This window comes from Erythrobacter sp., assembly GCF_030066995.1.
In the GTDB taxonomy this organism is placed as follows: Bacteria; Pseudomonadota; Alphaproteobacteria; order Sphingomonadales; family Sphingomonadaceae; genus Erythrobacter.
The window spans coordinates 304,570-328,153 of record NZ_JASJAP010000003.1 but is presented as its reverse complement, the minus strand read 5'-3'; the positions used below and the strand labels follow the sequence as shown (position 1 = coordinate 328,153).

General features: G+C 64.0%; 24 protein-coding genes, 1 tRNA gene and 1 pseudogene. 14 read left to right on the top strand and 12 right to left on the bottom strand.

Features of this window, described 5'->3' with window-relative positions:
• Positions 1–194: pseudogene (locus tag QNI87_RS10140) on the top strand (GIY-YIG nuclease family protein); the annotation flags it as partial.
• Positions 195–311: 117 nt separating this feature from the next.
• On the opposite strand, the gene QNI87_RS10135 reads toward QNI87_RS10140, so the two are convergent.
• The 5 genes from QNI87_RS10135 to QNI87_RS10115 are packed head-to-tail and all read right to left on the bottom strand — an operon-like array spanning position 312 to position 3,957.
• The gene (locus tag QNI87_RS10135; protein ID WP_300596091.1) at positions 312–1,415 is read right to left on the bottom strand and encodes a glycosyltransferase family 2 protein; all 1,104 of its coding nucleotides are present in this window, start codon (positions 1,413–1,415) and stop codon (positions 312–314) included.
• A 3-nt stretch (positions 1,416–1,418) separates the two neighbouring features.
• On the bottom strand, positions 1,419–2,483 hold the full coding sequence (gene leuB / locus QNI87_RS10130; protein ID WP_300596090.1) for a 3-isopropylmalate dehydrogenase: 1,065 nt from the start codon (positions 2,481–2,483) through the stop codon (positions 1,419–1,421).
• A 10-nt stretch (positions 2,484–2,493) separates the two neighbouring features.
• Positions 2,494–3,108, bottom strand: a complete 615-nt coding sequence (gene recO / locus QNI87_RS10125) for a DNA repair protein RecO (protein ID WP_300596089.1) — start codon at positions 3,106–3,108, stop codon at positions 2,494–2,496.
• A gap of 21 nt (positions 3,109–3,129) precedes the next feature.
• Positions 3,130–3,375, bottom strand: coding sequence for an accessory factor UbiK family protein (locus tag QNI87_RS10120; RefSeq protein ID WP_300596088.1), 246 nt, complete (start codon positions 3,373–3,375; stop codon positions 3,130–3,132).
• A 33-nt stretch (positions 3,376–3,408) separates the two neighbouring features.
• Positions 3,409–3,957, bottom strand: coding sequence for a TspO/MBR family protein (locus tag QNI87_RS10115; protein WP_300596087.1), 549 nt, complete (start codon positions 3,955–3,957; stop codon positions 3,409–3,411).
• 421 nt (positions 3,958–4,378) lie between these two features.
• On the opposite strand from QNI87_RS10115, the gene QNI87_RS10110 reads away from it, so the two are divergent.
• Complete coding sequence (locus QNI87_RS10110) at positions 4,379–4,651, top strand: hypothetical protein (protein ID WP_300596086.1); 273 nt, start codon at positions 4,379–4,381, stop codon at positions 4,649–4,651.
• Positions 4,652–4,776: 125 nt separating this feature from the next.
• Complete coding sequence (locus QNI87_RS10105) at positions 4,777–5,439, top strand: hypothetical protein (RefSeq protein WP_300596085.1); 663 nt, start codon at positions 4,777–4,779, stop codon at positions 5,437–5,439.
• Between the two features lie 294 nt (positions 5,440–5,733).
• Here the strand turns inward: QNI87_RS10105 and QNI87_RS10100 are convergent, their stop codons facing one another.
• Positions 5,734–6,489 carry a TlyA family RNA methyltransferase gene (locus QNI87_RS10100; RefSeq protein WP_300596084.1) on the bottom strand — a complete coding sequence of 252 codons (756 nt, stop codon included), beginning with the start codon at positions 6,487–6,489 and terminating at the stop codon, positions 5,734–5,736.
• 34 nt (positions 6,490–6,523) lie between these two features.
• Here QNI87_RS10100 and QNI87_RS10095 point away from each other — a divergent pair, with 34 nt between their 5' ends.
• From QNI87_RS10095 to QNI87_RS10070, 6 genes are all read left to right on the top strand, one after another.
• Complete coding sequence (locus QNI87_RS10095) at positions 6,524–7,024, top strand: hypothetical protein (RefSeq protein ID WP_300596083.1); 501 nt, start codon at positions 6,524–6,526, stop codon at positions 7,022–7,024.
• 551 nt (positions 7,025–7,575) lie between these two features.
• The gene (locus tag QNI87_RS10090) at positions 7,576–8,538 is read left to right on the top strand and encodes a hypothetical protein (RefSeq protein WP_300596082.1); all 963 of its coding nucleotides are present in this window, start codon (positions 7,576–7,578) and stop codon (positions 8,536–8,538) included.
• A 135-nt stretch (positions 8,539–8,673) separates the two neighbouring features.
• Positions 8,674–9,768, top strand: a complete 1,095-nt coding sequence (locus QNI87_RS10085) for a branched-chain amino acid aminotransferase (RefSeq protein ID WP_300596081.1) — start codon at positions 8,674–8,676, stop codon at positions 9,766–9,768.
• Positions 9,769–9,862: 94 nt separating this feature from the next.
• Positions 9,863–10,240 (top strand): hypothetical protein, encoded by a 378-nt coding sequence (locus QNI87_RS10080; protein WP_300596080.1) that lies wholly within the window; start codon positions 9,863–9,865, stop codon positions 10,238–10,240.
• 72 nt (positions 10,241–10,312) lie between these two features.
• Positions 10,313–10,693, top strand: a complete 381-nt coding sequence (locus QNI87_RS10075) for an STAS/SEC14 domain-containing protein (RefSeq protein WP_300596079.1) — start codon at positions 10,313–10,315, stop codon at positions 10,691–10,693.
• A 260-nt stretch (positions 10,694–10,953) separates the two neighbouring features.
• Positions 10,954–11,319 (top strand): hypothetical protein, encoded by a 366-nt coding sequence (locus tag QNI87_RS10070; RefSeq protein WP_300596078.1) that lies wholly within the window; start codon positions 10,954–10,956, stop codon positions 11,317–11,319.
• Here the strand turns inward: QNI87_RS10070 and QNI87_RS10065 are convergent.
• Entirely contained in the window at positions 11,316–12,218 is a 903-nt protein-coding gene (locus QNI87_RS10065; RefSeq protein ID WP_300596110.1) for a LysR family transcriptional regulator, read from the bottom strand. The genes QNI87_RS10070 and QNI87_RS10065 overlap by 4 nt on opposite strands.
• Positions 12,219–12,368: 150 nt before the next feature.
• Between QNI87_RS10065 and QNI87_RS10060 the strand changes: the two genes are divergently transcribed.
• Positions 12,369–13,085 (top strand): pirin family protein, encoded by a 717-nt coding sequence (locus tag QNI87_RS10060; protein ID WP_300596077.1) that lies wholly within the window; start codon positions 12,369–12,371, stop codon positions 13,083–13,085.
• A gap of 87 nt (positions 13,086–13,172) precedes the next feature.
• Positions 13,173–13,769 carry an NAD(P)H-dependent oxidoreductase gene (locus tag QNI87_RS10055; protein ID WP_300596076.1) on the top strand — a complete coding sequence of 199 codons (597 nt, stop codon included), beginning with the start codon at positions 13,173–13,175 and terminating at the stop codon, positions 13,767–13,769.
• Positions 13,770–13,872: 103 nt separating this feature from the next.
• On the opposite strand, the gene QNI87_RS10050 is transcribed toward QNI87_RS10055, so the two are convergent.
• Together QNI87_RS10050 and QNI87_RS10045 are read right to left on the bottom strand one after the other, a co-directional pair.
• Positions 13,873–15,231 (bottom strand): MFS transporter, encoded by a 1,359-nt coding sequence (locus QNI87_RS10050; RefSeq protein WP_300596075.1) that lies wholly within the window; start codon positions 15,229–15,231, stop codon positions 13,873–13,875.
• Between the two features lie 73 nt (positions 15,232–15,304).
• Positions 15,305–17,374, bottom strand: a complete 2,070-nt coding sequence (locus QNI87_RS10045) for an NAD(+) synthase (RefSeq protein WP_300596074.1) — start codon at positions 17,372–17,374, stop codon at positions 15,305–15,307.
• A gap of 162 nt (positions 17,375–17,536) precedes the next feature.
• Here QNI87_RS10045 and yghU point away from each other — a divergent pair, with 162 nt between their 5' ends.
• The 3 genes from yghU (at position 17,537) to QNI87_RS10030 (ending at position 20,051) form a co-directional block, all read left to right on the top strand.
• Positions 17,537–18,403: a glutathione-dependent disulfide-bond oxidoreductase gene (gene yghU, locus QNI87_RS10040; protein WP_300596073.1), complete on the top strand. Its 867-nt coding sequence runs from the start codon at positions 17,537–17,539 to the stop codon at positions 18,401–18,403.
• Between the two features lie 84 nt (positions 18,404–18,487).
• Positions 18,488–19,915, top strand: a complete 1,428-nt coding sequence (locus tag QNI87_RS10035) for a glycoside-pentoside-hexuronide (GPH):cation symporter (protein WP_300596072.1) — start codon at positions 18,488–18,490, stop codon at positions 19,913–19,915.
• 61 nt (positions 19,916–19,976) lie between these two features.
• A tRNA-Gln gene (locus QNI87_RS10030) sits at positions 19,977–20,051 on the top strand.
• A gap of 134 nt (positions 20,052–20,185) precedes the next feature.
• Here the strand turns inward: QNI87_RS10030 and QNI87_RS10025 are convergent.
• The 3 genes from QNI87_RS10025 to egtB are packed head-to-tail and all read right to left on the bottom strand — an operon-like array spanning position 20,186 to position 23,483.
• Entirely contained in the window at positions 20,186–21,160 is a 975-nt protein-coding gene (locus QNI87_RS10025) for an FAD-dependent oxidoreductase (protein WP_300596071.1), read from the bottom strand.
• Between the two features lie 37 nt (positions 21,161–21,197).
• On the bottom strand, positions 21,198–22,184 hold the full coding sequence (gene egtD, locus QNI87_RS10020; RefSeq protein ID WP_300596070.1) for an L-histidine N(alpha)-methyltransferase: 987 nt from the start codon (positions 22,182–22,184) through the stop codon (positions 21,198–21,200).
• Positions 22,185–22,187: 3 nt separating this feature from the next.
• A complete protein-coding gene (egtB, locus tag QNI87_RS10015; RefSeq protein ID WP_300596069.1) occupies positions 22,188–23,483 on the bottom strand; it encodes an ergothioneine biosynthesis protein EgtB in 1,296 nt (431 codons plus the stop codon).
• Positions 23,484–23,584 lie beyond the last annotated feature (101 nt).

Below are 23,584 nucleotides of genomic sequence, written 5' to 3'. Positions count from 1 at the left end.
CATTCGAAGGTTTCTCCAAGAAGTACGATGTGCATCGTCTTGTTTGGTTCGAACAACATGCGACAGTGGAGCAAGCCATCTTGCGCGAGAAGCAGATCAAGAAATGGCGGCGCGCTTGGAAGGTGGATTTGATCGAAGAAGACAACGCAAGATGGCGAGATTTGGCTGAGGACTTTGGATTTGAGCCGTTGTGACAGAGTGGATTCCCGCATGCGCGGGAATGACGACAATGTTAGTGCCCGCTTCCTACCCCTTGGCTGACCCTATTCACAGCCAACCGGAAACCCAGCGCCTACGCCCTACCTCCCCCCTCAAAACCGCCCCCACACAAATCGGCTGCTGAGCGCGTAGTTCCACACCGATCCCATCAGGATGCCGCACAAAGCCGCCAGCGCCCAGTGCACCCCGCGCCCTTCCAGCAGCGTCGCGACCGCCACGTTCGCAAAACCACCCACCGCGCAGGTCGCGACGAACCCGGCCCAGCCGCGCAGTTTCGCTCTCCAGCCAAGCAGGCGCTTGTCGCGATAGGTCAGCCAGTTGTTGAGCCAGAAGTTGAAACTCATCGCGCTCAGCACCGCCACGCCTTGCGCAAAAGCGAAGCCCTCGCCAAAGCCCAGCAGCAGCGCGGATAGCACCGCCATATGGACGACGACGCCCAGCGCTCCGACCGTGCCGAACAGCGCAAAGCGCGTGGGGATCACCCGGCCCAGCGCCTTGTCGTAAAGCCCGGCGAGAAAGTCGAACGCGATCGCCCGGTCGAGCTTGCTCACGCCCTCGCGGCGCGCGGCGAAGGCGAGCGGGAATTCCGTCACCCGCATGCGTGTGGGAGAACTCGCCAGCACGTCGAGCAGGATCTTGAAACCGATCCCGGAGAGCCTCGGCGCCAGGCCGCGCGCGGCCTGCCCCGGCAGCATGAAATACCCGCTCATCGGATCGGTCAGATCCACGCGGGTGATCCGCCGCGCGAGCGCGTTGGCGAGGCCGGAGAGCTTCTCGCGCTCCATATCGCCCCACCCCTGTGTGCTCGCGCCGCGCGCAAAGCGACTGGCAACCGCGATATCGGCCTCGCCCGCTTCCAGCGCGGTGAGCATTTTGGGAAGCAGCGCGGGATCGTGCTGATGGTCGGCGTCCATCACCGCCACATAGGGCGCGGGCGTCGCGCAGAACCCCTCGATCACCGCGCTGGCAAGCCCGCGTCGCCCGATGCGCTGGATCACGCGAACCCGGCGGTCGGCAAGCGCCAGCGCGCGCGCCTGGTCGGCGGTGCCGTCCGCGCTGTTGTCATCGACGATGAGGACTTCCCATCCATCCTCGCCAAGCACCGGGTCGAGCGCCGCCGCGATCCGCTCGATCAGAGGGGGCAGATTGTCCCTTTCGTTGAGCGTTGGCAGGATGATCGCGAGCCGCAGCGGCATGGCTCAGGGCGACAAGCGCTCGATCACCGCGTCGCCGATGGCGCGCGTGCCGTGCTCGCCGCCGAGATCGCGGCCCAGCACGCCGTCCGCCAGCGCCTTGGCGACCGCCGCCTCGATCCGGTCCGCTTCCAGCGCGCGGCCGAGCGAATGACGCAGCATCATCGCGGCTGAGAGAATGGTCGCCATAGGGTTGGCGATGCCCCGCCCGGCGATATCGGGCGCGGAGCCATGGATCGGCTCGTAGAGGCCGAAAGTGCCATAGTCCGTCTGCCGCTCACCCAACGAGGCGCTTGGGAGCAGGCCAATCGAGCCCACCGCCGCGCTGGCGAGATCGGAGAGGATGTCGCCGAACAGGTTGCCCGTCACCATCACGCTGAACTGCGCAGGGTTGGAGATGATCTGCATCGCGGCGTTGTCGACATACATGTGGGAGAGCGTAACCTCGGGATAATCCGCCGCCATCGCGCTGACCTCGTCGCGCCAGACCTGGCTCGTTTCCAGCACATTGGCCTTGTCCACGCTGGTGAGCGCGCCGCTTGCGCCTTGCGCGGTGGTGAAGGCGACCCTGGCTATACGGCGGATCTCGGGCGCCGAATAGGCCATCATGTCCCAGCCCTCGCGCGCGCCCTCGGCGGTCTCGCGAACGCCTTTGTCGCCGAAATACACATCGCCCGTGAGTTCGCGCACGATCAGCGTGTCGACCTGGCGCGCGATCTCCGGCTTCAAAGGCGAGAGATGTTCAAGGCCGGGGAAAATCCTGGCCGGGCGCAGATTGGCGAACAGGCCAAGCTCGCGGCGCAGGCCAAGGATTGCCTGTTCGGGCCGCAGATGGCGTTCGAGCGCGTCGCAAGCGGGATCGCCCACCGCGCCGAACAGCACCGCGTCCGCCGCGCGCGCGGCTTCAAGCGTCGCCTCGGGCAGCGGATGGCCGTGGTTCCTGTAGGCGGCGCCGCCGACATCGGCGTGGGTCAGCGTGATCACCGATAGATTGCACGCCTCCAGCACCCGCACCGCTTCGGCTGTCACTTCCGGACCGATGCCATCGCCCGCCAGAACCGCTATCTTCACGCCGTTATCCTCATCCGATCATTCTCGCGAGCCGTTCGCCCAGCGCCACGCGCGCGGCCATAACATCGCGGGTTTGATCCACAAGCAGATAGCGCGAAATCGGCTTGTGGAGCTGGCGGAAGGCCTCGAACTGCTCCTCAAGGGGCGCAGCGGCGTCGGGCTTCGAACCGCCATAGCCAAGCTCGCGCAGCAGCATCGCCTCGTAAAGCACCATCGCCGCCAGCCAGCCGCGCGCGGACGGGGCGTTGCAGATCGCATCAAGCAGCGCGGTGAGCGCGTGGTAGAGCGAGGGGTAGGGATTGCGTTCGGGCAAAGCGCTGGCGGTGAGCGCGCAGGCCCACGCGATTGCGGCCGCGGGAAGCGGTTCGGAGAGCCACGGCCCCCGGCTCTCCACCAGTTCGATCCGGGCAAACGGCAACTGGCTGTCAGAGCGCGCGCGCAGCTCCAGCGAGACGAGGTTGCCGGGGATCAGGACGGGGCGCAGGCGCCGCCCTCGCCCGCCCGCGACATAGCCTGCGACAAGGCCGTGCTCTTCGGTCAGCAGACGCGCGATCACCGCCGTCTCGGCGTGCGGCCGGCTCGCGATTACTATGGCAGGACTTTTGAGAGAGACGGGGAGGTTCATCGCCTCACCGGCTTGGCACGCTTACTTAAGCTTTGCTTCCAGCTCGGCGAGCTTCGCTTCGAGCGCGTCAGCCTGTTCGCGCGCCTTTTGCGCCATGGCTTTTACCGTCTCGAACTCTTCGCGGCTGACGAAATCGAGACCGCCCATCGCCTCGCGCATCCGCTCACGCGCGCTCTCGCGCGCTTCGCGGGTCATGCCGGCCATGGTGCCAGCGGCGCTGTTGGCCATTTTCACAAGGTCGGCGATGATCGGGTTTTCGCTTTGCATGACGCGCTATGTGGTCGCCTTGCCCGGGGTTGTCTAGAGGCTAACTTCGACCTCGGCGCCGCTTTGCGTCTGGACGCCGCCGTCGGGGTTTTCGACGATGAACTGGTAATTGAGCGCGCTCGCAAAGCACAGCCAGCCGAAATAGGGCACCAGCAGATAGGCGGCGAGCGAGCGGACCCGGAAAAACGCCCATAGCACCGGCAGCAGGCTTACGACCGCCAGGCCAAGGACGATAAGGCCCCCTTGCATGTCCTGAAGGCCGAAGAACACCAGCGTCCACGCGGTCGTGATGAGGAAGTGCGGCACAAACAGACCCACTGCTAGGCCGCGACCGTAGGCTCCCCAGGCGCTGAGCACGAGCGCGAGCGCAAAGCCGATCATCGTGAACAGGATCGACCACACGATCCCGAAAGCGGCGGGCGGCGGAAAGATCGTCGGCTTCGTCAGGCTCTGAAACCACAGCGTATCGGGCGTGCCCATTCGGCCACCCACAAAGCCGATCAGCAGGATCAGAGGCACGCAAAACAAGGACCACCGCAGAAAACTGGCGCGCAGCTGCGCCTTGGAAGCCAGGACGTTCATTCAAGCCCTTTCGATGAGCCAGCCTTGGAGGCGCGCTTTTCATGCCCGTGTTGGCCCGGGCGTTGACGCGGCTCCCTCAAGGGCTGAAATTTCAACCGGATTCGTTTGCGGGAGGCCGATACACCACCCTTGCCCGCGCGCCAAACAGCGGCGCCGACGCGCGGCGCCGAAGGTCGGCGCTTCGGGGCGGTTTTCGTGCGCGTCGTCGGCCCTTCCAGGAGCCTATGCGCGCGATGCGCTTCGTCGCAACTTTTCCTCCGTTCGCGCCGGGTTGAGTGCAAAGAATGCAAAGGGGATAGCGCTCAGCGAACAATGTGCTAGCGTTGCCACATTCTTGCCGTGATTCGGGGGCGCGGTTCGGCAAGACGGAGAAATCCGCGCGTCCCGCAATTGTTCAGGGCTCCATGAGGGGAACACTTACATGAAGAAGACCAACTTTGCCTCGATGCTCGCTGTCGCCGGCGGCCTCGCTGTAACCACTGCGGCGTGCTCGGCACCGGCGGACGAAGCGACCACCGACGCCGACGCGACCTCGGTCGAGGCTCCGGCATGTGAGGCGGCGTGCGAAGGTGCCGAGTGCGGCGCTGAAGGCTGCGAAGCGGCTTGCGAAGGCGCCGAGTGCGGCGCCGAGGGCTGCGAAGCGGCTTGCGAAGGCGCTGAGTGCGGCGCTGAAGACTGCGCTGCCGCCGAGTAATCGGGTTCAGCCTCACGCTTCGATGCGTGTAACAAAGAGGCCGGTGGCGACGAACAGGTTGCCACTGGCCTTTTTCGTTCCGGTCCCAGGATTTCAAGGAAGCAGGTAATCCAAGCCCCCGCACCATGACCCCCGAACGCGCCGCCCTTACCGTCATAGAGACGATCACCGCCATGGCCGCCGAGCAAAAGCCACTTATGCTGCGGGTGATCCCGGAAGGGGGCGCGACCTATTGGACGCATTATCCCAAGGGCGACGCGCGCAGCCAGAGCTGCAAGGCGCGATGGTACTATCACGTCCATGCGGCGGGAGACCGGGATGAGGATGAGCACGGCCACTTTCACCTCTTCCTCCACCGCACCCAATTGCCCGAGGGGCTGGAGCCCAAGGTCTGGCCGCCGCAGGGCGAAGACGCGAAGGCGCATGTCACGCACCTGATCGGCCTTTCGATTGATGCGCTAGGCATCCCGCGCGCCTGGTTCGCGACCAATCGCTACGTCACCAACGAGTTTCTCTATCCCGCCGACGTGATGATCGAGCACCTGCCCGCCTTCAACGTCGACGACACCAAGCAGGACGATCTCGTAAACCGCTTCGTCACCGCCATGGTGGCGCTTTATCGCGAGGAAATCGCGGACCTGCTGCGCAAGCGCGACGCCGTTCAGGAGGAACTGGTCGCCGAGCTTGGCGATGCCGCTTACGAAAAGGCGAGCGGCGTCGATGTGCTGGCGCAGATACCGATCGATCTCGACACGAAAATCGGCTCGCTGGACCTGGAAGGCGTGTAAGGCTCGTCATGTGTTCGCCCATCCGGGCGAACTCCTCGGCGCTGTTCCCTCCGCCTGATCCTGGGCTACGGGGTGCCTGCGGGGAGCCTGCGGGGTGCCTGCGGGGCGCCTGCGGGGCGGCCCTTGGACTTGCGGTTCGCTTTCGCGAACATTTGGCGGAGCGACTACGGCGAAGACGAGCTGTTTCGAGATCTGAGATTTCGCAAGCGCAAGCGCGCGCCCGCAGCGGGTCTGCAGGCGAGAATTCGCCGGAGGGCGTCTAGCGAGGAGCGCAACCCGTATGGGCTGCGCCATTCAAGACCGCACCGCGTGGATCAGGAATTCCACATTGCCCTTGGGACCGGTGATCGGACTTTCGATTATCCCTTCAACCGCCCAGCCAAGCCCCTGAACCCACTCACGAACTTCGTCGCATACGCGTTCATGCAGAGCCGGGTCGCGCACCACACCGCCCTTGCCCACCTCCGCGCGCGCGACCTCGAATTGCGGCTTGATCAGCGCCACCAGACGGCACTGCGGCGCGGCCAGTTGCAGCGGCACCTCCAGCACCTTGGCGAGGCTGATGAAGCTTGCATCGCACACCACCAGATCGCACGCCCGGTCGATCAAATCGGGTGTGAGAAGGCGCGCGCTCGTCTGCTCGAGCACCGTCACGCGGTCATCGCGGCGCAGCTTCCAGGCGAGCTGATTGGTTCCGCTGTCCACCGCAAAGACATGCGCCGCGCCGCGCGTCAGCAGAACATCGGTAAAGCCGCCGGTCGAGCTGCCAATGTCCATCGCCACCGCGCCGGTGACATCGATCGCAAAGTGTTCAAGCGCGTGGGCCAGCTTGATCCCGCCGCGGCTGACCCAGGGATGATCGCGCCCGCGCACCTCCAGCGCGGCGTCGCGGGGAACGGACTGGCCCGGTTTCTCGACCTTCGTTTCACCCACAAACACCGTGCCCGCCATAACCAACGCCTGGGCGCGCGTGCGGCTCTCGGCGAGCCCGCGCTCGACCAGCAATTGGTCAATCCGCATTTTCTTGAGGGAAGAGGCCGGCTTGGTCATGGACGCGTAAGCCGTTAGCGCGCATTGAGGGGGCATGAAAGCTTCGCTCTCCACTCTCTCAGCCGCGCTGGGCGCGCTCTGCGTGCCGCTGACCATCGCCACCGCCGCTTGCGCTCAGGACAATCCCTCCAGCGCGCTGGAATCCGACTACTATCTCGACGCGCCGCAAACGCCGGGAACCTGGCAATATGTGGACGAGCCGGCCGAAAGCCTCGGCCTTTTCGGCGTGCCCGATCGCGCCCTTCCCTTCATCATCCGGTGCGACAAGCGGACGGGGCAGGTCGGCCTTGCCCGGCGCACAGCCCGCCAAGGCCCGCTCACGATGGTGGTGCAGGCGGAGACGACGACCCGCCAGCTAGTGGCCAATTCGGTCGAGGGGGCCGGTCTGGTGGCCGCAGAGCTGGCGCCCGATGATCCGCTGCTCGATGCCATCGCGATCACCAAAGGGCGGTTTGCGATCGAGGTCGAGGGTGAGGAAGCGCTCTACATCCCCGCCTGGGCCGAGGTCAGCCGCGTGATCGAGGATTGCCGATAAGAGCTTTTTCCCGGGTTTGTCCGAGCGCTTTCCCCAGACTTGCCCACCCGATTCGCACAGACTTATCCACAGGCTTGCGCGGTGCGCCGCAGGCTCCGGGATGCGGAATCAAAAACGCCCCGGGCCATTCCCCAGAGCGTCATCGCGCCGCGATCATTACGGCGGCCAACTATTGTGACGTGGGAAAACCAGAATTCAAGTCTTGTGTGAGCAAATCACATGATTCACAACACACTCAGGCCAGCGGTACACGCATCGGCTCGGCCCCCGGTGAAACGTTCGGGGTCATGGCTTCATAGCGCGAAAGGAGGTGATCCGATGTCTCATGGTTCAGTAGCGAGGTCGGTGAAGATCCCTACGGAGCATATTCGGTAACTCTCCTTGCCGAGTAAGGCTACGTGAGCGGCGCTTCCGGCCGCTGACCATGCAAAGGGCAGTTCCCCGACGGGCGGAACTGCCCTTTACATTTGAGGCTATGCATCTTCACAAATCCCGGAAGTTCTTCACAAATCCCGGACTAACGCGCATCCACGCTAAAATACGCCTTTGCCATGCACGCTAGCTCACGTCTTTGCCCCCTTGCTTTGATTGCGTTCGCGCCCGCGCTTGGGCTTGCTCTCGCGCGCACCCCCGCCGCCGCATCGCAGCCGCAAGAACTGTCCAGCGAATTGCGACTTGAGGGCCTCGACACAATCGAGGTGTTGGTCAACGGCGTGCCCACCAGGCTCGAAGTCAATCCCAGCGCCTCGGGGCCGATCCTGATCAACCCGGATATCGCCGAGAAAGCCAAGCTGCGCGCCTCGGATCGGCTGACATACGATTTCGGCGAGTATCAGGTCCCGACTTACGTGACGAACACGAGCCTCAATTTTGGTTCGGAGCCAAGGAAACGGCGGGTGACCTGGACCAAGATTGCGGCCTCTAACCGCGCCGATGGCGTCATCGGAGTCCAACACTTGCCCTATGATCGCGTCACTTTCGTCCTTGGCGAACCCTCCGCATCCGAGCGCGTGCAGCGTTTCCCCCTCAAGCGCAAGGGACGTCCCGACTTTCTGCGGATTGGGACCGATCTTGAGGTGGCGGACAAGAAACTGTTTGCCGTCTTTGCTCTCGGGATTGAGCCCAATCTTGTCTCCGCCTCGACGGCCAATTTCCTCGCCACCCATCAAGAAGGCGGCTTTGTCGAAGGCAGCGAGAATGTGGTCGAAATGGCCGCGTTCGCGATGCGCCGGCCTACGAAAGACATGCGCCTTGCCTACCCACTGGAATTGGGCGATTTGCAGCTGGATACCTTTGCCGTGCGCGTGAACGATCATGGCAAGGCCAACAAAGTCGGGAACATTGACGAGAACGATCCCCGCTTTGTGGATGGCGCGATTGTCGTCAGCCGGCGAAAGGGCCGCGGCAAGCCGGATGTCGTCACACGGATCGGTCGCAGCCAGATCGCGCATTGCTCGCGCCTGACATTCGATCTCGCTGCGGATGTGATCGAGCTTTCATGCGCGTTAAAATGATGCGCGCGGTTGGCGCACCGACGTGATGCGTGTGGCTCGCGCACCGACCTGACGCGCGTGGCCAGCGCGCGGTCTTGCGGGCGATAGCGCACACTTCGCTTGCCCCCCGCGCCCAGTCCTATTACCCGCAATTCCATGCAGTTCACACGCATCCCTCACCCCTCGCCCACGCCCGACGCAGATCGGATCGAGGCGATCAAAGACCCCGGTTTCGGAACCACCTTCACCGATCATATGGTCACGGTCGAATACGACGAGGGCGCCCCGGGCAGCGTGGCGGGCGGCTGGCACTCGCCGCGCATTGGACCGCGCGAACCGATCGCGCTCGATCCGGCCGCCAGCGTGCTGCATTATGCGCAGGAAATCTTCGAAGGGATGAAGGCCTTTCCCCACAAGGGTGGCGGGCTAGCACTGTTTCGTCCCGAAGCGAACGCGGGGCGTTTCAACGCCAGCGCGCGGCGGATGGCGATGCCGGAAATCCCGGAAGACCTGTTTCTCGACGCGGTCAGGATCGCGGTCGAGACCGACGCGCACTGGATGCCGCAAATCGAGGGCGGCTCGCTCTACATCCGCCCCTTCATGTTCGCATCCGAAGCGTTTCTGGGGGTGCGTCCGGCCAAGCAATACAAGTTTATCGTCATCCTCGTGTCCTCGGGCAATTACTTCAAGGGTGGCGTGAACCCGGTGAAGATCTGGGTGAGCCAGGATTATGTCCGCGCCGCCCCCGGTGGCACCGGCGCGGCGAAGACCGGTGGCAATTACGCCGCCTCGCTGGTCCCGCAGGCCGAGGCGATTGCGCACGGCTGCGACCAGGTCGTCTTCCTCGACGCGATCGAACACAAATGGGTTGAGGAACTGGGCGGAATGAACCTGTTCTTCGTCAGAGCCGACGGCAGCGTCATCACGCCGCCGCTGACCGGCACGATCCTGCCCGGTATCACACGTGAGAGCCTGATCGCTCTGTTGCGCGAAGAGGGCCTTGATGTGCGCGAGGAGCCGTATTCGATCGATCAATGGCGCGCCGAGGCGCAGAGCGGCGAGCTGCTGGAAACCATGGCCTGTGGCACGGCTGCGGTGGTCACGCCGGTCGGCACGGTCGCCTCCCCTCAAGGCGAGTTCCAGATCGGCGCGGGCGGCAACGGTCAGCTCACCTCAAAGCTGCGCACCAAGCTCGTCGATATCCAGCACGGGCGCGAACCCGACCGCCATGGCTGGGTGATGCGGGTTTGATCGACGCGAGTGATCGGCAGGGCATTCGACGATTTCGGCCCCCGCAAGCCCCGTGGTAAATCCTTAACCACTCATGCTCTAAGGGGTGACCCCTATGAGCGAGCTCAAACCTCATTTCACAATCCTGGTCGACCAGTCCCGGCGCGAGGTGCATTTCGCGGCCTCGGGCTTCTGGTCGCCGCAGGATATGGCGCGGTTCCAGAGTTCGCTTCTGGAGAAATCCAAGCCGCTCTATCAAAGTCAGACAGCGTTCCGCGTGATGGGCGATCTCAGCGGCCTTGCGGTGCAGGACCGGCTCATGGCGGAATCGATGCGCTTCATGCTCCATGAATCGGAAAAGCTGGGCATGGAACGGCTGGCCATCGTGATCACCGCGCCATTGGTACGGATGCAGTATGAGCGCCTCGCCGAGGGCTCCAACACCGCGATTTTCCCCACTAAGGGCGACGCCATCGCCTGGCTGCGCTCCTAGGCCAGCGGACCCCGATAAACACCACAGGCCCTTCCGAAAAAATCGTTAACCACGGCCCGATAGGGCCGCGGCATGGAAACCCTGGCTCCCACCTTCACCGTGTCACGCGACGAAGCCAGGCGCGAGATTCTCTACTCACATTCCGGCCTGTTCACCTCGGGAAAGATGGAAGAGCTGTTCGTCGCGCTCCTGCGCGCGGCGAAACCCTTTATCGATGATCGCCAGGGCTTTCGCGTGCTCGGCGATCTGCGCGAAATGGTCGTCCAGACGCGAGAGGTGGCGGACAAGCTCAAGCTCTCGCAGGACACATCGGCCAAGGTCGGCGTCGACAAGATGGCAATCCTCTACAGATCGACCCTGATGAAACAGCAGTTTCGGCGTGCCAGCGACGCGCTGCAGTGCGAGTTCTTCACCGACCGCGCCGAAGCGCTCGCCTGGCTGCGCACAGACTAGCGAGCGCCGGTAAACGAACACTCCGATCCCGAACTCGCAAGCGACGCTCGGCAAACGCCCCTAGCTGTGGGTTAACTCTCAAACCACCCTCTTCCCGCTAGCAACGTAAGAAATTGGCAGCGGTGAAAACCCACCCGAGAGGAAACTCCTTTCCATCCGCGCGAACGCCATCGGCTAAAGAAGAACCCTAGCAGCAAGTGAGGGCAATGGAGGATCTGGCACCAAACTATGTGATCACGCGTAATGAGACTCACGCGGAGATGCACTTTTCCACGCGCGGCTTTTACACGCTTGAGGTCGCTCAGGCCTTTATCAAGGAACTGACGATCAAGACGCTGCCTTTCATCGAAAGCCAGACGCCCTTTAGCGTCCTCGGAGACATGACCGGCTATGTGCCTCAGGACCGAGAGGTGGCCGACGCGGTGCGCGACCAGATCAACGTGGCAACCGAACACGGCCTGCAAGGCGTCGCGATCATCGGCGCGTCGAGTATAACCAAGATGCAATACGCCCGGCTGGCGAAGCGGACGCGTGTCGAGTTCTTTGATGACAAGGTCGAAGCCCTGCGCTGGCTGCGCTCCGCAAGAGATTCCGACGGGCGGGCACAGGGGAAGGCGAAGGCCTAGGCAAGCCCCTCGCGAAACGCATCGATCAGCCAGCTTGACGCCGGGCCCAGCCGGGTGTCGCGCCGCCAGAGCGCGCTGAGCGTGTAGTGATCGCCCGGCTTTTCCGGAAGGTCGAGCTCGACCAGCCGCCCGCGTTCAAGATCGCCGGCGACCATCTCGCGCGGCATGTTGCCCCACCCAAGCCCCTCCTTGAGCAGCGAATGCTTCGCGCCCAGATCGCCCAACCGCCATGTCTGGGGGCTCAGCACAGAAAACTCGCGGCCCTGGGTGAGGTCCGAGCGGTCGGCCAGGACCAGTTGCAGATGTCGGCGCGAAAGGCCGGGGGTAATGGCGCCTTCGGCCACCGCAACAGCCAGCGGGTGATCGGGCGCGGCGACGGGGATCAGATCCACCTCGCCAAGAGCCTGGCGTTCGAGCGCGGGATGCTCGCCGATCACCGGGCCGCCAATGGCCAGCTCGGATCGCTCCTCAAGCAGGCACTGCGCCACCGCGCCCAGCCCTTCAATATTTAAGCTCAGCGCGACCGTCGGGAAAATGCGGCGAAACTCGCGCAGGGTTTGCGCGGTAAGTTCGCCCGGCACCATCACATCGACCACGAGCCCCAGGCTCGATTCAAGCCCGGCGTGCAGGCTGCGGGTCTTGGCCAGCAGCGCATCAACCCGGTCGGCGACTGCACGCGCCTCGGCGAGCAGCCCCTCGCCCTCCTCGGTGAGGACGGGTTTGCGCGAGCCTTCGCGTTCGAACAGCGTGACCGCCAGTTGCTGCTCCAGCTGCGCGATGCCGTAGCTCACCGCCGAGACCGCGCGCCCCATGGACCGCGCCGCTCCGCCAAAACTGCCGTGCTCGACGACGCTCAGGAAAATGCGCAACTGATCCAGAGACGGCTCGCCGAGCTTCATGGCTGGATGTTCGGATAATCTGAACATCTTTGCAAGTTTTATCGCACTTATCCAGCTAGCCCGGATCACCTATCTCGCACTCAACGCAGCGAGAGGCCCATTCGAGACATCCTCCTGAGAAACTGGCTCTTGCGAAACTGGAGACACACCATGATCGAACTTCGTCCCTTTGAAAGCCTGGGTGCGGCCAATCACGGCTGGCTCGATGCGCACCATCACTTCTCCTTCGCCGGCTACCACGATCCGGCCCGCGTGCAGTGGGGCGCAATCCGCGTCTGGAACGATGACACCATCGCGCCCGGAACCGGCTTTCCCACTCACCCGCACCAGGACATGGAGATCATCACCTATGTTCGCAAAGGCGCGATCACGCACACCGATTCGATGGGCAATGAAGGCCGCACCGAAGCGGGCGATGTTCAGGTGATGAGCGCGGGCACCGGCGTGCGCCACTCCGAATACAACCGCGAGGACGAGGACACGCAGATCTTCCAGATCTGGATCATCCCGAGCGAACGCGGCGGCGAGCCAGCCTGGGGCGCCCGCGCCTTTCCCAAGGGTGAGCGCGCCGGGCAATTCGTGACGCTCGCCAGCGGCGCGGTTCCCGATGGCGTCAACGACAATGACGGCCCGCTGCCGATCCGCACGGACGCCAAGGTGATGGGCGCAACGATCAAGGCTGGCCAAAGCGTGACCTATGATATCGCGGACGCGCGGCGGCACCTTTATCTGGTTCCCGCCACCGGCAAGGTCCAGATCAAGGACACCATCGCCAATGCGCGCGACGGCGTGGCGATCACGCAGCTTGAAGAAGTGACGATCACCGCGCTCGAAGACAGTGAAATCGTCCTGGTGGACGCCGCCTGACCCAACGCAGAGCCAGCCGGGGCACCTCGGCTGGCTCACCGCGTTTCTCAAACAATCCAGCCCCCCTTGATCCTTAGGAGAACCCCCATGTCGAACATCCTCTACCTCACCGCCAGCATCCGCGGAGACGAAAGCGTCTCGAACCGGATCGGGCAAACGCTTCTGGACAGCATCAAGACCGGTGGCGACAGCCTGGTCACGCGCGATCTTGCGACCAACGATATCCCCTTCCAAAGCTGGGAGCGTTTCAACGCCGGGCTCACCGCCAAGGACGACCGCACGCCGGAACAGGCGCATCTGGCCGCCTATGCCGACACGCTGATCGAGGAACTGATGGCGGCGGACACGATTGTTATAGCGACGCCGGTCTACAATTTCGGGGTGCCGGCCACCGTGAAAGCCTGGGCCGATCTGGTTGCCCGCGCAGGCACGACGTTCAAATACACCGAAAATGGCCCCGTTGGCCTGCTTGAGGGCAAGAAGGCGCATATCACCGCCGCATCGGGTGGCACGCCGATCGGCTCTGGGATGGACTACATGTCGAGCTGGCTGACGTTCTTCCTCGGCTTCCTCGGCATCAAGGACGTCGAAGTGATCGCCGCCGATGGCATCATGGGAGCTGACGCTGAAGCCAAAATCGCCGCCGCGCTCGACAAGGCATCCAAGGTCGCGCTCGCTGCGTAGTCTTTCGACGCGCGAGCACGGACAAACGCAAAAAAGCTGTCCCTCGCAGTCCGAGGGTCGCAGGGAGGGCCGGGTCAGCCGCATGGCGGGCCCGGCCCTTTCCTTACCGTGTAGCCTCCGGCAGCGGATCAGCCGTGTCAAACACCAGCGCCGCTTCGGTCTGGTTGGCGTAATATTCGGGGCGGCGGGGATATCGGACAGTCAGCATCAGCGTCAGGCCCACAAGCAGTCCCGCGCCGGTCACAACGAAAATGGATGGCAGTCCGCCCATCGCGTCTGCCTGGCTCAGCATGAAGGCCCCGAAGGAAATGCCGAAGTTCGACACCGCCATGTAGATCGTGAACTGGGTCGCGGCGACCTTCGCATCGCACAGCCGCATGCTTATGGGCAGGCTTGCGACCGTCAACAGCATATCGAGCGACACCCAAAGGTAGACAAAAGCTATGAAAATGGGGGCTGCGCTCCAGCTCGATACGCCCGAGAACATGGCCGCGCACATGGCTATTCCGATGACCTGCCAGATGATCACAATGCGCTTGGACCCGAACCGATCTCCCAGCCATCCGCCCAACGTCATGCACAAAACTCCCGCGACCAGCCCGGCAGTGGCGGTGAGCGACGAAATTTCCGAGACATTCCAACCGGTGTAATTGGCACCGATCAGCGGGGTTGCGCCTGTCAGCGTTCCATACATGATGCCGCGCCCGAAAATGACCGGGAGCCACAACACGCTGGCCCATTGGCTGAGCGAGCCGAACGTCGTCTTCAAGAGCGGCCACCAGGCCTCCAGCTGGATCGAGACATTGCGCGCATGCGCCTTCCCTGCGCTCCATGGCATCCGCCTTTCGCCCTCTCGTTCGCGAAACGCAGCGATGTAGACGCACAGGACGAAGATGATTGCCGCTACGACCAGGAAGGCGGCGGGCGCGCCAAGATCCTCGATTACGAAGCCGCAAATGGCAGTGGCGGTCGCAATACCGATCGACTGGCCTCCAAACATCATACCCGAACCGCGAGCGCGCTCGTCCTCCGTCATTATGTCAACGGCAAGCCCATCGACGCCCACGTCCTGGAAGGTGGTCGCCAGATTGACCGTAAAGCCCAACGCGCCGAGGATTGCGACATCGCTCGAGGAAGGGTTTACGATCGCAGCAACGATTAGCGAGCCGATCATGACCCCTTGCGCGCCGAGAATCCAAGCGCGCCGCCGCCCCATGGCGAGGAAGGTGTAGCGATCCATGATGAAGCCATTCATGAGCTTAAGGGACCAAGGCAGCGCCGTGAGCGCGCCCACGCTTCCCACGTCCGCCGCGCTCGCGCCGTTTACCGCCATCCAGGCGGGGATGGCGAACCAGAACAGGCCGATGGGCATTCCCTGACCGACATAGAGGATGAAGAGCGAGAAAAAGCGCAAGGGGCGCGAGCGCTCGAGGATCAGACCGCCGCCATTGCCATCATTCACAACACACTTCCCCGAACGCCGCCGCCCTGATGCCAAGGCTAACGGCTATGAGGCGATTGGCAAGCTGGTCGCTTTAATCGAGCGGCGGCAGGCTGTTCTTGAGATCCTCAAGCCAGACATCGGCCACCGCGTCGCTGGGCGCACGCCAGTCGCCTCTGGGGGATAGCGCGCCCATCGAGGAGACCTTGGGGCCGTTGGGAAGCGCGCTGCGCTTGAACTGCGAGAAGCCGAAGAAACGCTTGGCAAACCCCTCCAGCCAGTCGGCAATGGTGGCAAGGTCGTATTCGTTCTTGCGCTCTTCGGGAAATCCGGCGGGCCACGCGCCCGCTGACGCGTCTTTCCACGCGTGCCAGGCGAGAAAGGCGATCTTGCCCGGTCGCTGGCCGACCCGGATCGTGTGGTGGAGGAAGAAGTCGTTCAGCTCATAGGGGCCGATATGCGCCTCGGTGTCCTGGATCGCGCCTTCGTCGTCCGCTGGCACCAGTTCGGGCGAAATGACGGTGTGGTAGACCGCCATCAGGATGTCGCTGCATTCGGGCGAGAATTGCTCGGTCTCCACCGTCCAGCGGATGAGATAGCGGATCAGCGTCTTGGGCACACCCGAATTGACGCCGTAATGGCTCATATGATCGCCCACGCCATAGGTGCACCAGCCCAGCGCCAGCTCGGAGAGGTCTCCCGTGCCCACGACAAAACCCGAATGCTGTCCGGCCAGGCGAAACAGGTAATCGGTGCGCAGGCCCGCCTGCACGTTCTCGAAGGTCACATCATAGACCGGCTCACCCTTGCTGAAGGGATGGCCCATGTCTTCGAGCATCTTGGTCGCCGCCGGGCGGATATCGATCTCTTGCGCCGCGATGCCAAAGGCTTCCATCAGCTTCCACGCGTTGGACTTGGTCGCGCCCGAGGTCGCAAAGCCGGGCATGGTGTAGCCCCGGATCGTGCTGCGCGGCAGGCCCAGCCGGTCGCAGGCCTTGGCCGCCACGATCAGCGCGTGAGTGGAATCAAGGCCGCCCGAAATCCCGATGATGAGGCTCTTGGTACCGGTCGCCTGCATCCGGCGCATGAGCGCATCGACCTGGATGTTGAAGGCCTCATAGCAGTCCTCGTCCAGCGACCTGGGATCGCTCGGCACAAACGGAAAGCGGCGCACCGGGCGCATGAGACCGACATCGCCTTCGTCACAGGCGTGTTCGAACACCACACGGCGGAACGTATCTTCGGGCCGACCATGCGCTTCGGCGGCGTCGTTGAACGTGCCGTTGCGCATTCGCTCCAGCGCGATGCGATCGGTGTCGACATCGACGATGCACAGCTCGGGCTCGAGATCGAAGCGGGTGCTTTCGCCAAGCAATCCGCCAAGCTCGTAGATCACGCCCTGCCCGTCCCAGGCGAGGTCGGTCGTGCTCTCCCCGTGGCCGCTCGCCGAATAGACATACGCGCACATGGCCCGCGAAGAGCTGGAGCGGCAATGCAAGTGGCGGTCATCGGCGCGCCCGATCGTGATCGGCGAGGCAGAAAGGTTGCACACGATGCGCGCGCCCGCGAGCGCGGCCATGTGGCCGGGGGGATAGGGCGCCCAGAAGTCCTCGCAAATCTCGACGCCAAAGGTGAAGCCGGGCAGGTTCGAGGCGGCGAACACCAGATCGGTCCCGAACGGCACCTCCTCTCCTGCCACCGCGATCCACAGATCCTGGCAATCGCGGCCATGCGCAAAATAGCGCTTTTCATAAAACTCGCGGTAATTGGGAAGATAGCTCTTGGGCACCACGCCCAGCAGCTCGCCGCCCGCGATCACCAGCGCGCAATTGAAGATCTTGTCGCCCCGGCGCAGCGGCGCTCCGATTATCAGCACCGGGGCAAGATCACGGCTCGCCTCGATCACCTCGGCGACGCCTTGCTCCACCCGGTCCAGCAGCGCAGCCTGAAGATGCAGGTCGTCGATCGCGTAGGACGACAGCGTCAGCTCGGGATAGACCAGCAGGTCGACATGGCTCTGCGCCGCGCGCCGCGCCTCGCTTATCACCCCCGCCGTGTTGGAGGCCACATCCGCCGGTCGCACGCACGGTGTCGAAGTCGCCACGCGCACAAAGCCCTGCGCGTGCATGTCGAAAAAGCGGTGGGTGGTTGCGGTCTCGGCCATGCGATGCGCTCTAGCGGCTTCGCGCAGGGCTGCAAAGCTGCGCTATCAGGACTAGCAGCGATTGCAGCCATCGGGGCGGTTGCGCGCAAGGTGACAAAGCGCCAGTTGGAAGCGCGTCAGGGTGTTACCGCATTTCCGCTCTCAATCAGGAGAACACGTACCATGGCCGATCCCACCTACACGCCGCCCGAAGTCTGGACGCACGACACCGAATCGGGCGGGCGGTTCGCCAGCATCAACCGCCCCACCGCGGGCGCGCGCGAAGAGAAGGACTTGCCCGAGGGCGACCACCCGTTCCAGCTCTACAGCCTCGCTACGCCCAACGGCGTCAAGGCGACCATCATGTTCGAAGAGCTGCTCGAAAAGGGCCATGCAGGGGCTGAATACGACGCCTACACGGTCAATATCAGCGAGGCCGTGCAGTTCACCAGCGGCTTTGTCGCGGTCAACCCCAACTCGAAGATCCCCGCGCTGCTGGACAAGAGCGGCGGTAAACCCTTCCGCGTGTTCGAATCCGGCGCCATCCTCGTTCACCTTGCCGAAAAATTCGGAGAATTCCTTCCCGCCGATCCCGCCGCCAGAGCCGAGGTCTTGAGCTGGGTCTTCTTCCAGGTCGGCACCGGCCCCTTTATCGGCGGGGGCTTTGGCCACTTCTACGCCTACGCGCCGGACAAGTACGAATACCCGATCAACCGCTACGCGATGGAAGCCAAGCGTATCTTCGATGTAGTCGACCAGCGCCTGGCAAAAACGCGCTATCTGGCGGGCGACGAATACACGATTGCCGATGTCGCCAACTGGCCCTGGCTCGCCCCGTTCGTCGCCGGCACGATCTATAACGAGGCCAAGACCTTCCTCTCGATCGACGGCTACGAGAATGTCGGTCGCTGGGCGCGCGAGATCGCCGCGCGGCCTGCGGTTCAGCGCGGGCGCATCGTCAACAAGTCGTGGGGCGATGAGGAAACGCAGCTGATCGAGCGGCACTCGGCGGCCGATTTCGAAGGCAAGAAGCTCGACTGGTCGTTCTGACCCCTCCGCTTGACCAAAGGATAATGGGCTGGAAATTGCTTCGGTCCGGGCCCATTATCGATTGGCAGTGAGAGGAAATCGCGATTGGCCTCACAGCCAACCATACCGAGCGCGCCATCACCGGCGGACACACCAGCGGAAAAAGGGGCGGATGAGCGCATCGGCCTAATCGAAAAGCTGGGCTATGGACTGGGGGACATCCCCTCAGGGCTCTATCTCAACTTCTTCAGCGCTTACCTGCTGTTTTTCTTCGTCGATCTGGGCGGCGTCGCACCCGCAGCGATGGCGCTCATGCTGCTTTTGAGCCGCGTGTTCGACGCGTTCACCGATCCTGTGATGGGGATGATCAGCGATCGCACCCGCACCCGCTGGGGGCGTTATCGGCCTTACATCGCATTCGGCGCGATCCCCTATGGAGTGACGGGCTACCTGATCTTCGCCGCGGCCGATCTGTCGCCCGGCTGGCTGCTGGTCTGGGCCTACGTCAGCTACGGTCTGTGTATGCTGGCGTTTACCGCGACCAATGTGCCCTATTCCGGTCTGCTCGGCGTGATCTCGCCTTCCACCGAGCAACGCGCGAATGTGACCGCCTATCGCATGTTCTTCTCCGGTTTTGCCGGCATCATGGTGGGGGTATTGGCGACCACTTTGGTGCGCGAGTTGGGCGGCGGGGACGAAGCGCTCGGCATCAAGCTCACCATGGGGCTGTTCGCTGCAATTTCGAGCCTGTGCTTTCTCATCACCTTTGCGACCACCAAGGAGCGCATACCCGCCGCGCCCACCACCGGCTCGGTCAAGGGCGATCTGGGCCGACTGGTGCGCACCGGCGCGTGGATCGCCACCGCGATTGCAGCGATTTTCGGCGTCCTCTCCATCGCCAGCCGCGCCACCAGCGCGCGGTTCTGGTTCAAATATGTCGCGGGCGATGACGGCGCGCCTGTCTTCCTGTTCCTCGACCGCTTCGGCCTGTTCCTGACCGCGCTGGCGCTGGGCCAGGTGAGCGGAGTTGTGCTGGGCTACGCGCTGCAAAGACGGTTCGAGAAGTCGCACCTGATCATCACAGGCGGCCTCATGAAGATCAGCGGCATCGCGATCTTCTACCTCCTGCCGCTCGACGCGGTCTGGCCGCAGACGCTCGCGCAATTGATGGTCGGGACCGGCTTTGGGTTTCTTATGGTGCTATCCTTCTCGATGTTCACCGATATCGCCGAGTTCATCGACTGGCGCTCGGGCGTGCAGATGACCGCGCTGACCATGTCGGCCTCGATCTTCGCGGTGAAGGTGGGCGCGGGGCTTGGCGCTGCAACGCCGGGGCTGGTGCTGGAGCTGACCGGCTTTGAGCGCGAGGTTGCGCAAAGCGCCGAGGCGCTGGCGGGCATCGAGTTCGCCTTCGCCTGGCTGCCCGGCCTCGTCCTGATCCCGGCCGGTATCGCGATGATGTTCTACCCGCTCAGCCACAAGCTGATGCGACAAGTGGAAACCGATCTCACCGCGCGGCGTTCGACCGTGTGAGGACCAGCGCGATTAGAGCCTTCACATTTGTGCGGGGCGCGTTATACGGCCCTCCTCCTGCTGGGGTGTAGCCAAGTGGTAAGGCAGCGGTTTTTGGTACCGCCATTCGCAGGTTCGATCCCTGCCACCCCAGCCATTCCTGCTTCATGAACCGGCATTGCCGGTTCGTCCTCCCGGCAATGCCCTTCGTTTCGCTTCGCTCCACTGCGGGGCCGGTCCGGGCGCACGGTCGCGCTTGCGGCCCTTCGGACCGAAATCGCAATGTGGGAGCTAGCCACCGCCCAGAACCAGATCCGCCAGCGCGGTCCCCGATACCCACGCTCCCTCGACGCGCGGGCTGTGCAGGTAATCTCCCGCAATCCCGATCCGCGCCTTGGGCTCGTAGCGCGCCGGCTCGCCCTTGAGGCTGGTGGGCTGCGCGTACAGCCAGCGGTGAGCGACAAGGTGGATGGGGTCCACACGATCCGTGCCGGTTTGATCGAAGAAATCGGCGAGCAGGATTTCGGCGGCGTCCTGTTTGGCCCGGTCGATGATCTGGCGACTGCGCCGCGGTGAGGCGTGCAGCACCCAGCCCTCCGGCCCGCCGCGCCCCGGCTTGGCCGAATTGCGCGCCGCCCAAGAGATCTTCGCCTCGGCATCGCGCAAGGTATCCGGTTCGATCGCGAGAGGCCGGGCAAAGGCGGCCATGACCGCCCAGCACGGTTCGGATGTGACGCTCGCGGCGATATCGGCGAATTCGGGTGCGACCGTTTGCAACAGGTCGCTCGCCTGTTCAGCGGGAATCGCGATCAAGACGGTGCTGGCGGTGTAGTCCGCGCTGTCGGTCGTGGTCATGCGCCACATATCGCCGTCGCGCGTGAGGTCTTTGATCCGGGTGCTCCAATGCACACCCCCGACCGCGTTGGCCATCGCCTTGATCGGCCCGTTCATGCCGGGCGCGCCGACAAAGGCGGGGTCTTCCGCGGCCCGCGAGGCCGCGTGCCAGCGCGCCACCACGCCTTGCGCTTCCCAGCCTGCTACCGCGTCGCGAAAGGCCGGATCGCGCGCTGTGAAGTATTGCGCGCCGTGATCGAAGCGCACGGTTTCGCCGTTCAGTTCGACCCGCCGCGCGGCCATGCGACCGCCCGGTCCGCGTCCCTTGTCGAACACCCGCACCAAGCGGCCAGCCGCCTTGAGCCTGGTCGCGCAGGCCAGCCCCGCCATGCCGGCGCCGATGATCGCGATATCGCTGTGTGATGCGCTCATGGAAGGCTCAACGCCCCACTTCCCACCCGGTTTCGTTTCAGGGCGCCATGCGCGGCGGTCTCGCCTCGGCAAGCAGCAGCGAGAAACGCTCTTCGCTGTCGAGCCAGCGCGCCTCGGGTTCCCACCCGCCCGCCAGCAGCGCCATGTAAGAGGTGCGACGGCTGAACTTGTGGCTGTTCTCGGTGTGAAAGCTCTCGCCCTTGGCCATCGCAAAGCCCTTGCCCGCCACCGTGAACACCATCGCGCGCGTCGCGACCAGATGCATCTCGATCCGGGCGTGCTCGTCGTTCCAGCGCGCCTCGTGCTTCAGCGCGTCGACGGGAATATCGCCTTTCAGCTGCCGGTTTATACGGTGGACGAGATTGAGGTTGAAGCGCGCCGTGACGCCCGCCTCATCGTCATAGGCCGCGATCAGCGTGTCCTTGTTCTTGATAAGGTCCATCCCGATCAACAGCTTGGCGCCCTCACCCAAGGTCGCGCGCATGGTGCGCAGCAAATCCACCGCGCTCGGGGCCACCATGTTGCCGATGGTCGAGCCTGGAAAGAAGCCGAGTTTGGGCAGGTCTTCCACGGCCTTGGGCAATTCGACGCGGCGCATGAAATCCGCTTCGACCGGGTGCACGGGAAGGCCGGGAAACTTGGCGCCCAATTCGCGGGCCGAGGCGCGCAGGAAATCGCCCGAAATGTCGAGCGGGACGTAGGCGGCGGGGTCGATCGCCTCAAGCAGCAGCGGCGTCTTGACCGAAGAGCCCGAGCCAAACTCGATCACCGCGCGGCCTGTGCCGATCCGCTTTGCGAATTCACGCCCGCGCGCTTTCAGGATCTCGGTTTCCGCGCGGGTCGGGTAGTATTCGGGCAGCTTGGTGATTTCTTCGAACAATTGCGAACCCGCGTCATCGTACAGCCAGCGAGCCGGAATCGCCTTTTGCGGCTGCGACAGGCCGTCGAGCACATCGGCGCGAAAGGCCGTGTCGATCCCGTCTGCGTCGCGTTCAACCAGCGCTAGGCCGCGTTCCTGGGGCATGGCTTAGAGATCCTTGGCAAGGCGCAGGCCAGTGAATTGCCAGCGCTGATGGGGGTAGAAGAAGTTACGATAAGAGGCCCGCGAGTGGCCGCGCACGCTCGCGCAGCTCGCGCCCTTCAGCACGCTCTGCCCGCTCATGAACTTGCCGTTATATTCGCCGACCGCGCCCTCGGCGACGCGAAAGCGCGGATAGGGCAGATAGGCGGACGAAGTGAATTGCCAGACGTCGCCGAACAGATCACCGCCGCCGCGCGGGTCCGGCGGCGTAGCGCGGTCGAGCTGGTTGCCCGCGTTCGCATCGTGCGCGGCGGGCGTGCCCTCGGCGTCCTGTCCGCGCGCGATCGCCTCCCATTCGAATTCGGTAGGCAGCCGGGCTCCGGCCCAGCCTGCAAACGCGTCCGCTTCGAATTGCGAGATATGCGTCACCGGCGCGTTCGGATCGCGCTCGCGCCAGCCGGTGTGCGTAAAGCGCTCGGCCCCTCGCCAATAGAGCGGCGCGGTGATCGCGTTCTCGTTCACCCAGGCCCAGCCATCGGCCAGCCACAGGCTCGCCGTGCGATAGCCACCATCGGCGATGAACTGGTCCCACTCGGCGTTGGTGATTAGACCGTCGGCAAGCGTAAAGGGCTCCAACAGGACGCGATGCGCGGGGCCTTCATTGTCGAAGGCAAAGCCCTCACCGTCATGGCCGATGCGCGCCACACCGCCGGGGTGCGCGTGCCAACCCATTTCGGCGCCCCCTGCGCACGCCCCTCCCGCGCACGGGCCCGGCGCGCTCTCCCACATCTGCGGGCCAAGCGGGTTCTGGAACAGAGCGTGCTTTATGTCGGTCAGCAGCAACTCAATGTGCTGCTGCTCGTGTGCGATACCCAGCTCGATGAGCAGCGAGAGCGCGGGATCGTCCAACATGTCCTCCATCGCCCGATCGACCACCGCGCGCCATTCGAGGATCTCGACAAGGCTCGGGCGCGACAGCAGCCCGCGCGCGCATCGCGCGTGGCGCGCGCCCTCGGCCTCGTAATAGGAATTGAAGAGATAGGGATAGCGATCATCGAACAGACGGTATCCGGCCCGGCGATCGCGCAGCAGAAAGGTCTCCCAAAACCACGTCGTGTGCGCCAGATGCCACTTGGCGGGCGAGGCATCCTCCATCGACTGAAGGCACGCATCCGCTTCGCTGAGCGGCGCGACAAGCGCCTCGCTCAGAGCGCGCGTGGCGGCAAAGCGGCGCGCAAGGCCCGGTTCGCCAGGCGATCCTGCGATCCCGGGATCGGGGCGTTTGCTCGCGGTTTTGCTCATCGGCCATCCTCGCATTTGCGCTCCCATCAGAAGCGAGCGTGCGGCATGGCCCATCACCGTGACAAAAGAAAGGCGTGTCAGAGCTTTATTTCAGGCCAGCT